The sequence below is a fragment of the Porphyromonas somerae genome (assembly GCF_022845615.1).
Taxonomy (GTDB): domain Bacteria; phylum Bacteroidota; class Bacteroidia; order Bacteroidales; family Porphyromonadaceae; genus Porphyromonas_A; species Porphyromonas_A somerae.
Genome location: NZ_AP025559.1, coordinates 1 through 13456, shown reverse-complemented (window position 1 = coordinate 13456; position 13456 = coordinate 1). Strand labels below are relative to the sequence as shown.

Sequence of the window (13456 nt, the reverse complement as noted above, 5' to 3'; positions counted from 1 at the left end):
GTAGATAGTATGATGACAATGAAAAATAGACTATTTCTCCTCATAGCCCTTACTTCTTTGCTCCTTGGTGCAGCTAGCTGTACCAGTGAGCGAGGGGGAGCTATGGAGGTGCCAAGTGAAAAGCCTACAGAGGTGGTGCCTGCTGAGGGCGTTCTCACCAATATCGTGAGAGTAAAGCTGAGCGAAACGTACCAAACTCGCGTAGGAGAGCGAAGCCTAAGAGCATCTGTTGATGGTGACTGGGAGACCAATGTACCAGAGCTAACCGAGTGCCTAAAAGAGATAGGGGCTGTGGAGGTTCGTCCTCTCTTCCCTATTGATCCTAAGTTCGAAAAGCGTATGCGTAGAGCAGGATTGCATCTATGGTACGATATCGTGCTCGATGAGTCAACAAAGTCCAAGGGAACCCAGACAAGGGCTCTGGAAGAGGTAAAGCAATTGCCCGGCGTGGAGATTGTGGAGCAGGTGCCTATCTACCGACAGATGGATCAGGAGCCACCGCTATTCTTCGGTGCCAACTTGCGTGCAATTGACTTCGATCTCGTACGTCCTGACCAGGTGACCTATCCTTTCAATGACCCTATGCTACCAAAGCAGTGGCACTACTTCAATAATGGTAGTGGTCTAAAGTCTCTCAAAGGTGCCGACCTCAACCTCTTTGAGGCGTGGCAAAAGGAGGTAGGTAAGCCCAATGTGATCGTTGCGGTGATCGATGGTGGTGTCTACTACGACCATGAGGACTTGAAGCAAAATATCTGGGTCAATCCTAAGCCAGGGGTTGCTGGGGATAAGTATGTGGGTGATATCCACGGTTACAACTTTGCCGATGGCAATGCCGATATTGCTTTTGACGCACACGGTACGCACGTTGCAGGTGTGATCGCTGCGGTCAATAATAATAGTATTGGTGTCTCTGGTATTGCTGGTGGTAACGGTACCCCCAACTCTGGAGTGCGTGTGATGGTTTGCGATGCCTTCGGGCATGGAGGTAAGGGACAGGCTTTTGAGCAAGCCTTTGTCTATGCTGCCAACCACGGAGCAGTCATCAGCCAAAACTCTTGGGGTGGGGCTAAGTTCCTAGCACCTTCGCTCAAGGCCGCAATCGATTACTTTATCGACTATGCTGGTTGCGACAATGATGGTAATCAGCTACCCGACTCCCCTATGAAGGGTGGAGTGGTGCTTTTTGCTGCAGGTAACGAGAGCTCGGATGATATCGTTTACCCCGCTGCTTACGGCGAAGTAGTCGCTGTGGCAGCTATGGCACCCGATTGGAAGAAAGCCTACTATACCAATAGAGGCGAGTATGTAGACATCACTGCCCCAGGTGGTGATATGCACTATCCAGGCGGACAAATCTATAGCACCTCTGTGCGGGTTCAAAAGGATGAGAGTGGTAAGATCGTGCAGGCCAATAGCCACTACGAATTTATGCAAGGCACCTCTATGGCTTGCCCTCACGTAAGTGGTGTGACAGCTCTAATCGTTTCACACTTTGGTGGACCAGGCTTTACCAATGAAGAGTGTAAGCAACAGCTTCTTACCGCTCTGCGACCAGCTGATATTGATGCTATCAACCCTGGCTTTGAAGGGGTATTGGGCAAGGGATATCTCGATGCAGCTCGTGCCTTGGATCGTAATCAAAAGCAAGCTCCTCAGGCTGTAGCTGAAGTGAAGATTGAGGCTCAGTATACTGCCCAGACCCTCTGCTTTGGTGCGGTGAAGGATGGCGATGATCGTACAGCTACCTACTACTATGTCTACTCCGACGATGAGAAGACTCTGACTAAAGATAATTATAAGGGCGCCAAGTCGCGTCGTATCTTTGGACTTAATTATGAGCCAGGCGACGAGATACAAGTGCTCTTCAAGAATCTGAAGCTTGATCACGAGTATCACTATGCAATTGTGGCACAAGATAGATGGGGCAATCTTTCAGAGCCAGCCTTTGTCTCTGGCAAGACGCTCTTCAATCAGCCACCAAAGATAGAGGTGGTAAGCGAGGGTCAGCATCGTGTGACTGGTACGGAGCAAGCAGAGATAAAAGTGCTCTTGAATGACCCTGAGGGGCACAAGGTTACATATAGTCTCTCTGGCAATCATACGGGAGTCCGAATTGAGGAAGTGAGCGAGACCGAACTGATCCTACACCTCTCTGCACGTGGTGCCATAGGGGTTCATGAGTTTGTGCTCAAGGTAACCGATGAGTTTGGTGCCACTGCCACCCAATCCTTCTCGTTTGAAGTGTATGCCAACTCTGCTCCAGTGATGACTACGCCACTGCCTAAGACCCTATTCCTTACTCTTGGGAAACCTGCTATTGAGTTGGATCTCTCTAAGTATGTCAATGACCCCGATGGTCACGAGGTATCGTATGAGATTACCTCTGGAGCTAATACAGAAGCACTCAGTAGTCAGCTCAAGGGCTCTATCCTCACGATTAATCCAACCAAGTTGGGTAAGTCTACCGTACAGCTGAAGGCTATTGATAGCCAAGGTGCCGACCTCTATATGTCTATCAATATACGAGTGGTGGATAGTGATATTGTCTATCACATGTACCCTATCCCTACCTATGATGTGCTCCACGTACTGCTCAATAGCAGCATGAAGAATGTTGAACTATCAGTAGTGAATGGTGAAGGTACCAAGGTGCTACGACAACAAGTGTCCAATCCTACCGATACAGCCCTCGATGCTCGTGAAGTAGAGCTAGATGTGCGGCAGTTGTCGGGTGGGGTCTATACTTTGGTAGTGAAGAGTGGTAGTGAGAGCTATTACCGTAAGTTTGTTAAATATTGATGAATACTTATCGTATGATGAATAGATATCGCAAAACTAAGGCAGTGGCAAGTCTCTTCGGCCTATTACTGATCATGGGGCTCACGAGTAACGCTACCGCCCAGGAGTCGCCAACACTCTCTTTTGTGCGACACAATTATGACCTCTTTTCAGAGAGTATGGGGGTAGGAGCTGGTGCAAGTTATGGACGGACACACTATATCTATACCTCGCCCACCTCTATATTCCGTAATGATGTCAAGGGGATTACAGCCTCTTGGACCACTAAGTATCTGCCCAATGAAGAGATAGGATCTGATACGGGTAGAAGCGTCTACAATGCCCTTTCATTAGGCTGGAGAATAAAGCGGCACGCCATCCTCGTGGGTGCACGCTATGCTCATAGCCCTAAGATTCTTACCTCCAATCATTATGGTGATGGACGTATGCTCACTCCTAGAGACCTCTCTGTAGACCTAGGATATGCTGTGCAGATAAGCGATGCGTGGAGTGCCTATGCTATTGGCCACTTCGTCATGTCGCAGATCAATAAGATCGCCTATACTGGTGGCGGAAGTATCGGAGTTGGTTATGCGCCACAAGCCATTAATGGGGTGGTGCCTACCCATTGGTCACTAGCTCTTCGTAACGTTGGTGGATTGGTGCAGTACGGCAAGGCTGGTGGCAAGTACCGTATGCCTGGCTCTGTGACCTTCTCGGGCGATGCTGCTTATCAGCTATGCTCCGATTGGTTGCTACAAGGTATGGTTTCTGCCGACTACGTACTGCAACCTCTCAAGTCAAAAGTATATACCGCTGGTGGTGGTCTCAGCCTAACCTATCACAAAGGTTTGAGTATGCGTCTTGGTGGTGCTTTCACCAATCACATGAGCTATCTATCTATGGGCGTTGGCTACCACTTACTGGAGCGAATTGACCTCAATCTTAGCTACCGCTTATGTACTCAGGATAGAGCTTTCAACCAATTTGGTGTGGGACTCTCTTTTGACCTAGGCAAGACACGGGACACTTCTAAGACTTTTGTCTACTAAAAGCAGTGACTACTGTAGTATAAGGAAAGGGCCTCAATCGCTATGATGCGGTTGAGGCCCTTTTCGCTAGCTAGCTAAACTTTCATGGGAGGGCGATGTTGGTACATCATTTTTTGGTACATTTGCCATATTAGGATAATAGAAATAAAAACAGTAAGGAAATAGCATTATGGCAAATAACGAATTACTTCAAAAGGTAAGAGCAAAAGCTGAAGCGTGGCTAGCGCCACAATATGATGAGGCGACACGCAAGGAGGTGCAAGCACTTCTCGATAATCCCGACACCACCGAGCTAGTGGATGCCTTTTACAAGGACTTGGAATTTGGTACGGGTGGACTTCGTGGCATCATGGGTGCAGGAAGCAACCGCATGAATCGCTACACCGTTGGCACTGCCACTCAAGGGCTTGCCAATTATCTGATTAAGGAGTTTGGCCGTGATGCCGACTTGAAGGTGGCTATTGGCTACGATTGTAGGCACAATAGCTCTGAATTCTCTCGCATGGTGGCGGGTATCTTCGCTGCCAATGGCATCAAGGTCTATCTGTACGAGGCACTTCGCCCTACCCCAATGGTCTCCTATGCGATCCGCGAATTGGGCTGCCAGAGTGGTGTGATGCTAACCGCTTCGCACAACCCTAAGGAGTATAATGGCTTTAAGGCTTACTGGAGCGATGGTGCTCAGATGATTGCACCACACGACCAGAATGTGATTGACGAGGTGAATGCGATCAAGTCGATTGCCGAGATTAAGTTTGATGGTCCTAGCGATATGATCACTCTAATGGGGAAGGAGATGGATGATAAGTTTATCAAGGAGGTACTCTCGAAGCGTCTTTCCCCCGAGGTGATCAAGCGTCAGCACGACCTTAAGATTGTCTTCACACCACTTCACGGTACCAGTGGTCAGGTATTGCCACGTTGCCTGAAGGAGGCTGGCTTTGACAATGTACACCCAGTAAAGGAGCAGATGGTGGTGAGCGGTGACTTCCCAACGGTAGAATCACCTAACCCCGAGAATGCCTCTGCCCTAAAGATGGCGATTGACCAAGCGAAGGCGATTGATGCTGAGATTGTGATGGCAACTGACCCCGACGGCGACCGCATCGGTACTGCCGTGAAGGATAAGGAGGGCAATTGGGTATTGATCAATGGTAACCAAACCTGTCTGCTCTACGCCTACTACGCAATCGAGAAGCGGAGAGAAGCGGGCGAACTGAAGGACAATCAATATCTGGTAAAGACGATTGTGACCACAGACCTGATCAAGACCATCGCTGAGCGAAATAATATAGAGCTATACGATACCTACACTGGCTTTAAGTGGATTGCCGATGTGATTCGTAAGAATGAAGGCAAGAAGGAGTATCTCGGCGGTGGCGAGGAGAGCTACGGCTACCTATGGAGCGACTTTGTACGCGATAAGTGTTCGGTATCAGCTTGTACCATCTTTGCCGAAATCGCAGCGTGGGCCAAGGATAAGGGACAGAGCATTTACGAACTGCTAGAGCACATCTACCTACAGTACGGCTATTCACTCGAGAAGAATATCTCTGTGGTTCGCCCAGGCAAGAGCGGAGCCGAGGAGATTCAGACGATGATGCAAAACTTCCGTAACAACCCGCTTAAGGAGCTGGCTGGATCAAAGGTGACTGAGGTGCTAGACTACCAAAGCCTTAAGTCGCTCAACACCGTGACTGGAGAGACCAAAGAGCTCGTAATGCCTACGACTAGCAACGTCCTACAGTACCGTTGCGAGGATGGCACGAAACTCTCTATCCGTCCTTCTGGCACTGAGCCAAAGATCAAGTTCTACATCGAGGTACACGCACAGCCTACCAACCTCCAAGAGCTAGAGGAGGCGAAGAAGGTATGTGCACGACGTGCCGATGAAATAGCCAAGCAACTAGGTATCTAAGTCATTAGAGCCATCAATAAATGAAGTACCCTCCTCGCACAAGTCGGAAGGCAGCGATGCATTGAGTCAATGCTTCTGCCCCAACCTGTACGAGGAGGGTGCTGACTTGTATCCTGTTCATCCATGATCCTCTGTATCTGCGAAAAACCATCCGTTGCTAGGGATATCGGCGCCGTGATCGGTGCCAGCACACAGCGACAAGGCTACCTCGAGGGAAATGGCTATTGGGTCACTTGGACCTACGGCCACTTCTGTACGCTCAAGGAGCCGGCCGACTACTACCCTCAATGGCAGCAATGGAGCTTAGTCCACCTCCCAATGATGCCGGAGCGATTTGGCATCAAGTTGCTTTCGGACAGAGGAATCGAACAGCAGTTCGGGGTAATCAAGTCGCTGGTCTCTCAAGCCACAGAGGTGATCAATTGCGGTGATGCTGGGCAGGAGGGTGAGCTGATCCAGAGGTGGGTGCTACAGATGGCGGAGTGCCGTGTACCAGTGAAGCGGCTGTGGCTCTCCTCTATGACCAACGAGGCGATTGTAAAGGCATTTCAAGAGCTTAAGCCGGAGAAGGAGTACACCAACCTCTACTATGCTGGCCTCGCAAGAGCGATCGGCGATTGGCTCCTCGGTATTAATGCCACGCGACTTTATACACTTAAGTACCGCAAGAGTGGCGACCGCAAGGTGCTCTCGGTGGGACGGGTGCAAACCCCTACACTGGCTCTGCTCGTGGATCGATTTGAGGAGATTCAAAACTTTAAGCCAGAGCCTTATTGGGAGATAAAGACGCTCTATCGGGAGGTGCTTTTTGCCTCAACCAAAGGGCGGTATAGCACCGAGGAAGAGGCAAAGGCGGTCATCGACAAGATCGCCTCGGAGGAGCTGATCATCACCAAGATTACTAAGAAGAAGGGCAAGGAGGGAGCACCTCGGCTTTTTGACCTAACCAGTCTGCAGATTGAGGCCAATAAGAAGTATGGCTTCACGGCCGACCAGACGCTTGCTACCATTCAGACGCTCTACGAACAGAAGTTAGTCACCTACCCGCGTGTGGATACTACCTATCTGCCCGATGACGTCTACCCCAACTGTTTCCCTACTATTCAATCACTCTACAGAGCTTTCCCTGGACCTTGTACTCCACTATTGCAGGGCGGAAAGCTACGCAAACTGAAGAAATACTTCGACTCCTCCAAGGTCACCGACCACCACGCTATAATCCCAACGGGCAACCTCCCGCAGTACCTCGATCGTCAGCACTATGCTATCTATGAGATGATCCTACTCCGCTTCCTTGCTATCTTTTATCCCGATATGGAGTTTGAGCAAACCACTGTGATGGCGGAGGTGGCGAAGATTGAGTTCAAAGCCACAGGGCGAGTGGTGACACTTGATGGCTGGAAGTCGCTCTACCAAAACCAAGCCGAGGCGAATGACGATGAGGGGAGTGACGAACCATCGGATAAGCAGGTGATGCCGCACTTCACCAAGGGGGAGCACGGACCGCATAAGCCCGACCTTCTCACCAAGGAGACGCGCCCGCCAAAGCAATATACCGAGGCGACGCTCCTCAATGCGATGGAGACGGCGGGCAAACTCATTGATAATGAAGACCTGAAGGAGGCGATGAAGGCCAAAGGTATTGGTCGGCCTTCCACTCGTGCCGCCATCATAGAGATCCTCTTTAAGCGGGGCTACATTGAGCGAAAAGGTAAGACAATCCTCCCCACCCAGCTAGGGATAGACCTCATTCATACCATACAAAACCAACAGCTCAAGAGTGTGGAGCTAACGGGCGAATGGGAGTACAAGCTACGCCTCATTGACCGTGGCGAATACGATGCCCAGCAGTTCCTCACCGAGCTCAAAGCAATGGTTCACCAGCTCGTCCACGAGGTCCTCACCTCCCAATAACCCTCAATGTGCTGGGGCTTGTTGCAAGCTTTGGACTGCTATTCAGGCTCTCTAGAAGTCGTATCGAGCAGCAGTTGTGATCAAGAAGTCTTGGTCGAAGTTTAATGTCACTTCAGCTTTTGATGCGTTTCCGATGTGGTTAGTAACGAAAGAAAATGATTCAGTGCCTGAAGGCCTTAACTCAAAGGATAAACGACCAGAATCCTTAGTAACCTCTGTGCCATCTCGTTTGTAATAAGTAATTACATACGAAATATCAGGGATTGTGAACTTGGTGTTATTCGTTATAACGCCACTGCCTGAGCCAAGTCCAAAAGAGTTATCCCAATTCCAATCTGCGACAACGTTTTCACGCAGATAATTGGCAAACTTATTGGTATGCTCTTGAAAGTCTATACGAGCTTGACTTAGCCTGCGAGCAATATTCAGATCGGTATGATCTATCCCAGAGAAGTAACCCCGCCTCTTGGCGAATTCATAAGAAGGGTCCGCTTCTGGAAAAAATAGACCTTGCGAGTCATAAATATAATACCCCTCTTCGGAAGCATCTGGATTATGTGGCTGGATAAATAGTCTTGTCTCAATATCTCTTGTCGCACCCATACGATTAGCATACGTATTTAACAATACTACTTCATAGGTGCTATCTGGCAACTGGTTAATTCTCTTGATTGAAATACCGACTGATGGATAAGCAGAGCCGAGCTCACCCACCTCTGGATATAATTCAATCATTTTAGTAACATCCCCTACCTTTAGAGCATCGAAGAAATCCTCAGCCACCTTTCGTACCTCAGTATTGTACTCACATGATACGAAAAGAAATGAAACAAGTAGAGAAGAGAGTAATCTTAAGTGCTTCATAATTACAATAGATTGATAGTTTGCTATCATAGCTTCACCCTGCAATATACTAAAAAAGAGAGAATATAAAACTGATCGTCTCCACGAAAAAGAGGTCGGCTAGGGAGTAGTGGTACTCGTCTAGCCGACCTTGTCTATTGATTTAGAAGTGATGGGGCTTATTTCTTCGCCTTCTCAAACTTCTTATTATTAATCATATGTGCAATCGGTGTAGCCACAAATAGGGTGGCAAAGGTACCGAAGATGATACCGAGTAGCATCGCAAAGGTAAAGCTCTGGATGCTCGCCCCACCAAATAGGAATATGATAAGTACCACTAGCAACGTACTGATACTGGTATTGAACGTACGTGAAAGGGTGCTATTTAGTGCATAATTGAAGAGCTCCTTACGCTCTCTATTGGGGTACATACGGAGATACTCTCTGATACGGTCAAAGACCACAATGGTATCATTGATAGAGTAACCTATAATTGCAAGCACTGCCGCAATAAACGTTTGATCAACCTCCATAGAGAATGGCATCACCTTCCATAGCAAAGCATAGAACGAGATGATCGAAAGAGTGGTAAAGGTAACGGAGGCAAATGCACCGATAGAGAATGCAATATCTCTAAATCGGATCAAGATATAGAGTGCCATCACAATCAGCGAGAAGATCACTGCGATGAGTGCACCTGTCTTGATATCATCAGCCATGCTGGCACCTACCTTCTGTGAGCTCTGGATGTAGTGCTTTGTGAATTGATCCATAGTCACCCCATCACCAAGTAGTGGCTTGAGTCCTTCATAGATAAGTGTCTCCACTTCTGTATCTACCTCAGGGGTGTTGGTATCAATCTTGTAGTTGGTAGAGATACGCACCTGGTCGTCGGTAGAGATCTTAATTACCCCTACGTGGCCATCAAGGTTATCATTGAGGAGCGAAGCCACCTCGCTGGTAGTAACTGGTTGGTCAAACTTCACAATGTAGTTACGACCACCAGTAAAGTCGATACCAGTATTCAATCCCCATACACCTAGGGCAATACCTCCAGCTACTAGGATAGCAGCGGCAATGCCTAGACCAGTCGCCTTCTTGCCAATAAAGTCAAACTTAGGATTGGTAAGGAAGTTGCGTGAGATACCAGTGGTAAAGGTCACATTCTCCATCTTGCCCTTCTGCGCTCTTCTCTCAAAGAAGATTCGGGTGAGGAATACAGCGGTTAGGAACGAACAGATAAGTCCCACGATCAGCGTGGTAGCAAATCCACGGATAGGTCCCGAACCAAAGTAGTAGAGGATGATACCGGTGAGGATCGTAGTAACGTTGGAGTCGATAATGGCTGAGAAGGCATTGCCATAACCATCTTCGATGGCCTTGCTCATGCTCTTGCCCGATGCAAGCTCCTCCTTGATACGCTCAAAGATCAGCACGTTGGCATCCACTGCCATACCCAGGGTCAGCACCATACCTGCAATTCCCGCCAAGGTAAGCACCGCATGAAGCGAAGCGAGGATACCGATGGTGAGGAAGAAGTTGACAAAGAGTGCCACGTCTACTACCAAGCCTGGCAATAGTCCATACATCAGACACATATAAATCATCAGCAGAATCAGTGCCACCACGAAGCTGATAAATCCTGCCTTAATAGCCTCCTGACCTAGCGAAGGCCCTACTACGTCCTCCTGGACGATACGGATAGAGGCTGCCATCTTACCCGAATTAAGGGTATTTGCCAAGTCATCCGCCTCATCTACTGTAAAGTGTCCTGTGATCTGTGACTGACCATTAGGGATCTCTGTATTGACATTTGGAGCAGAGTAGACAACGTCATCTAGCACAATAGCGATAGGACGACCAATATTCTCCTTGGTAATTCTTGCCCACTCTCTAGCACCGTCGGAGTTCATCGTCATAGAGACGGCTGGCTCCTGGCGACCCATTTGATTCTCGATCACACTGCTGGCGTTGTTCACCACATCACCACCTAGGGCTGGCATACCATCGCGACGAGTGCTCTTAATAGCGAATAGCTGGAATACCTTAGAGCCCTCCTGTACCTCCTTAACACCCCACTTTAGCTGTAGATTGCGTGGAAGTACCTCCTTCACCTGTGGAAGGTTGAGGAGAGAGTCAATTCTATCACGGTCAGAAGCGTGTGCCATACCTACGATAGCAGTAGGTGCTAGCTGTCCGCCCTCATAAAGGTTGGGCTGAAGCAGACTAAATAGAGATGTGATCTGCTTACCCTCAGTAGCCTGTGGTTCGTTAGTAGCTGTAGTTCCAGCAAGGGCAGCCAATTGGTCATCGTTATTGATGCTATCAGAAGCTAGTGAATCGCCTTCGATCTCCTCAGCATTGGCCACCTCCGTCTCGGTAGATTGGCTGTGGCTATTGAGTCTCTGGATCACCTCATCAGCACGCTGTAGATCCGACCAAATCTCTGGAAGTAGGTAGCACTCCCAAAACTCCAGGTTGGCACTGCCTTGTAGGAGCTTACGCACACGCTCAGGCTCCTTAACACCTGGCAGCTCTACTAGGATACGGTCGCCACCCTCCAGTCTTTGGATATTAGGGGCTACCACACCGAAGCGGTCGATACGATTACGAAGTACCTTGTAGGAGCTATCAATCGCTGTCTGAAGCTCAGAGCGAAGTACCTTGATCACCTCGGCATCGGTGCTACTGGTGCTTATCTTCTCTCTAAGAGCAGAGGTACCGAAGATCGCGGAGAGGCGAGCTCCTGGGTCAATGTTATGAAACTCCTCTGTAAATAGCGTGATAAAATCCTTTTGACTACGCTCTTGCTTTGCCTGAGCAGCTTCCAACGCCGCCCTAAAAGTAGGGTCTTGGCTATTGTCGGAGAGGGTCTCAAGCACATCGGAGGTATTGAGCTCTAGGATCACGGTCATACCACCCTTAAGGTCGAGACCCAAACCAAGCTCACGCTCACGGACATCCTTGAGGGTATGCCCTAGCCACACTTTCTGCATTGAAAGAGAGTCAATGTAGTGCTCCTGCTTCTGTGCATCTCCCTGCGCATAAGCCTTTGCCTTATTTTCGTAGTAATTGGATACTACCGAGAAAGAGAGGTAGTAGGCACAAATTACGATAAGAGCAATGGCAGTCCATTTCACTAAACCTTTGTTTTGCATCTGTTATTCGTTATATTTAATTGATTTATCTATATCCATTCCAGCTGATACCTAATCTCTTGTATGCCAAATAATCCAAAATGTCGTGAGATAGGTATTCATTTGGCAAATATAACCAAATTATATTAATCTATCTCATATATGTCCCTAGTGGCTACAGCAGTTGCGTTTGAATAACCGAATAAAGCTACCTTATCGGACAGGTCGGACAAGTCGGACGGGGCGGGCAAGGCGGAGCAATGACGCAACTACTCGACTTATCCGATAAGATCCACTCACTGGGCTAGCACACAAAAACGCACCCTGAGGGAGGGTGCGTTATGATTTGAGGAAACCTTAAGATGGAAAGAGGCTATACCTCTAGTAGGTCTCGGATTTCCTTTAACTCAGCTTGGAACTTAGTGTCGGTGTCGAGGAGGTCACGAATAGCTCGGTCGGCATAGATCACTGTGGAGTGGTCGCGACCGCCCATCTCTGCTCCAATGGCAGCAAGTGAGGCTTCAGTCAGCTCTTTGGAGAGGTACATCACCACTTGCCGAGCCTGCACGATGGCACGCTTGCGTTTGCGACTAACGATATCTGCCTCCTCTATATTATAGTATCGGCTCACCACCTCCAATATTTCTGGCACATTGATCTTGCGCTCCTCCACTCCTACCGTCTGCGATAGCACTTTCTCAGCCAGTTCCATAGAGATCTCCTCATTGCAGTAGATAGCATTCGCCATCAGGGAGGTGAGGGCTCCCTCGAGGTCACGCACATTATCCTTAGCATGCTTCACAATAAAATTGAAGACTTGCTCCGAAATACTGACCCCCGCCTCCTTCACCTTGGCAGTGAGGATCTCTCTCCTCAAGTGTGCATCGGGCCGCTCAATCTCCACAGTCATCCCCCACTTGAGTCGGGTGTAGAGACGATCTTCCATTCCCTTAAGGTCGGCAGGGCAGCGATCAGAGGTAATCACAATCTGCTTCCCTAGCATCTTGAGGTGATTAAAGATTTGGAAGAAGGCATTCTGAGTGCTAATTGCTTCGCTAAACTCCTGAATATCATCAATCAGCAGGAGGTCGATATTTTGGTAATAATTGAAGAAAAGCTCTGGCTTCTTAGTGGTAATGGTCGCCTCCACGAACTGTCGCTTGAACGTCTGCGCTGGCACATAGACCGCCTTGTAGCCGGGCTTCCTCTTGACTAGTTCATTACCGATGGCATGCATTAGGTGCGTCTTCCCCACCCCCGATGCTCCAAATATAAAGAGGGGGTTAAAGGCAGTCTCACCGGGTTGCTCCACAATGCTCTGTGCCACAGTATAAGCAAGCCGATTGCAGATGCTTTGATAAAAGTTGCCAAAGAGCATACGGCGATCTAGATGGGTCACAAATGCCTCCTCCTGACGGACGGTATTCGCTACCTCCTCACGACGAGTGGCGGGATTAACGGTCGGTACTAGGTACTTAAGGTTGATCCCCTCTCCAAAGGCCTTTTCAAGTGCCGCCTTGAAGAGGTCGAAGTAGTCTCCCTCCAGCTTATAGCTATAGTCTTGCGATGGTACACGGATAGTCAATACATTACCCTGCATACTCACCGGCTCTAATGGCTTAAACCAGATATTAAACTCTCGCGGATTGGAGAGATGGGTACTCATTTCATTGAGAAAAATACCCCACGAACTACTTAAACTACTTTCCATCAACATCTATCTTCAAAAAAGCATACCTCCAATCAATAGTGGCAGCTATAGTATCACGATTACGGGCATCCTTTTCTACATCATTGGCCTATTTATACCA

Annotated in this window: 7 protein-coding genes; 4 read left to right on the top strand and 3 right to left on the bottom strand. The window is 48.7% G+C overall.

Features of this window, described 5'->3' with window-relative positions:
- The first annotated feature begins 9 nt into the window (after nucleotides 1-9).
- The 4 genes from MWL85_RS00035 (at nucleotide 10) to MWL85_RS00020 (ending at nucleotide 7665) form a co-directional block, all read left to right on the top strand.
- Nucleotides 10-2802: a S8 family serine peptidase gene (locus tag MWL85_RS00035; RefSeq protein WP_244400804.1), complete on the top strand. Its 2793-nt coding sequence runs from the start codon at nucleotides 10-12 to the stop codon at nucleotides 2800-2802.
- Between the two features lie 14 nt (nucleotides 2803-2816).
- Nucleotides 2817-3833 (top strand): PorV/PorQ family protein, encoded by a 1017-nt coding sequence (locus tag MWL85_RS00030; RefSeq protein ID WP_244400803.1) that lies wholly within the window; start codon nucleotides 2817-2819, stop codon nucleotides 3831-3833.
- A 169-nt stretch (nucleotides 3834-4002) separates the two neighbouring features.
- Nucleotides 4003-5751, top strand: a complete 1749-nt coding sequence (locus tag MWL85_RS00025) for a phospho-sugar mutase (protein WP_244400802.1) — start codon at nucleotides 4003-4005, stop codon at nucleotides 5749-5751.
- A 123-nt stretch (nucleotides 5752-5874) separates the two neighbouring features.
- On the top strand, nucleotides 5875-7665 hold the full coding sequence (locus MWL85_RS00020; protein ID WP_244400801.1) for a DNA topoisomerase 3: 1791 nt from the start codon (nucleotides 5875-5877) through the stop codon (nucleotides 7663-7665).
- 51 nt (nucleotides 7666-7716) lie between these two features.
- Here the strand turns inward: MWL85_RS00020 and MWL85_RS00015 are convergent, their stop codons facing one another.
- The 3 genes from MWL85_RS00015 to dnaA form a co-directional block, all read right to left on the bottom strand.
- On the bottom strand, nucleotides 7717-8529 hold the full coding sequence (locus MWL85_RS00015; protein WP_244400800.1) for a hypothetical protein: 813 nt from the start codon (nucleotides 8527-8529) through the stop codon (nucleotides 7717-7719).
- A gap of 158 nt (nucleotides 8530-8687) precedes the next feature.
- Nucleotides 8688-11666, bottom strand: a complete 2979-nt coding sequence (gene secDF / locus MWL85_RS00010; protein WP_244400799.1) for a protein translocase subunit SecDF — start codon at nucleotides 11664-11666, stop codon at nucleotides 8688-8690.
- 352 nt (nucleotides 11667-12018) lie between these two features.
- Nucleotides 12019-13356, bottom strand: a complete 1338-nt coding sequence (gene dnaA / locus MWL85_RS00005) for a chromosomal replication initiator protein DnaA (protein WP_244400798.1) — start codon at nucleotides 13354-13356, stop codon at nucleotides 12019-12021.
- Nucleotides 13357-13456: the final 100 nt, after the last annotated feature.

What these genes read in the sequence shown, in the direction of transcription:
- MWL85_RS00020 (WP_244400801.1), top strand. Translation starts at nt 5,875, where the DNA reads ATGATCCTCTGTATCTGCGAAAAACCATCCGTTGCTAGGGATATCGGC.
- MWL85_RS00025 (WP_244400802.1), top strand. Translation starts at nt 4,003, where the DNA reads ATGGCAAATAACGAATTACTTCAAAAGGTAAGAGCAAAAGCTGAAGCG.
- secDF (WP_244400799.1), bottom strand. Translation starts at nt 11,666, where the DNA reads ATGCAAAACAAAGGTTTAGTGAAATGGACTGCCATTGCTCTTATCGTA.
- MWL85_RS00015 (WP_244400800.1), bottom strand. Translation starts at nt 8,529, where the DNA reads ATGAAGCACTTAAGATTACTCTCTTCTCTACTTGTTTCATTTCTTTTC.
- dnaA (WP_244400798.1), bottom strand. Translation starts at nt 13,356, where the DNA reads ATGGAAAGTAGTTTAAGTAGTTCGTGGGGTATTTTTCTCAATGAAATG.
- MWL85_RS00035 (WP_244400804.1), top strand. Translation starts at nt 10, where the DNA reads ATGATGACAATGAAAAATAGACTATTTCTCCTCATAGCCCTTACTTCT.
- MWL85_RS00030 (WP_244400803.1), top strand. Translation starts at nt 2,817, where the DNA reads ATGATGAATAGATATCGCAAAACTAAGGCAGTGGCAAGTCTCTTCGGC.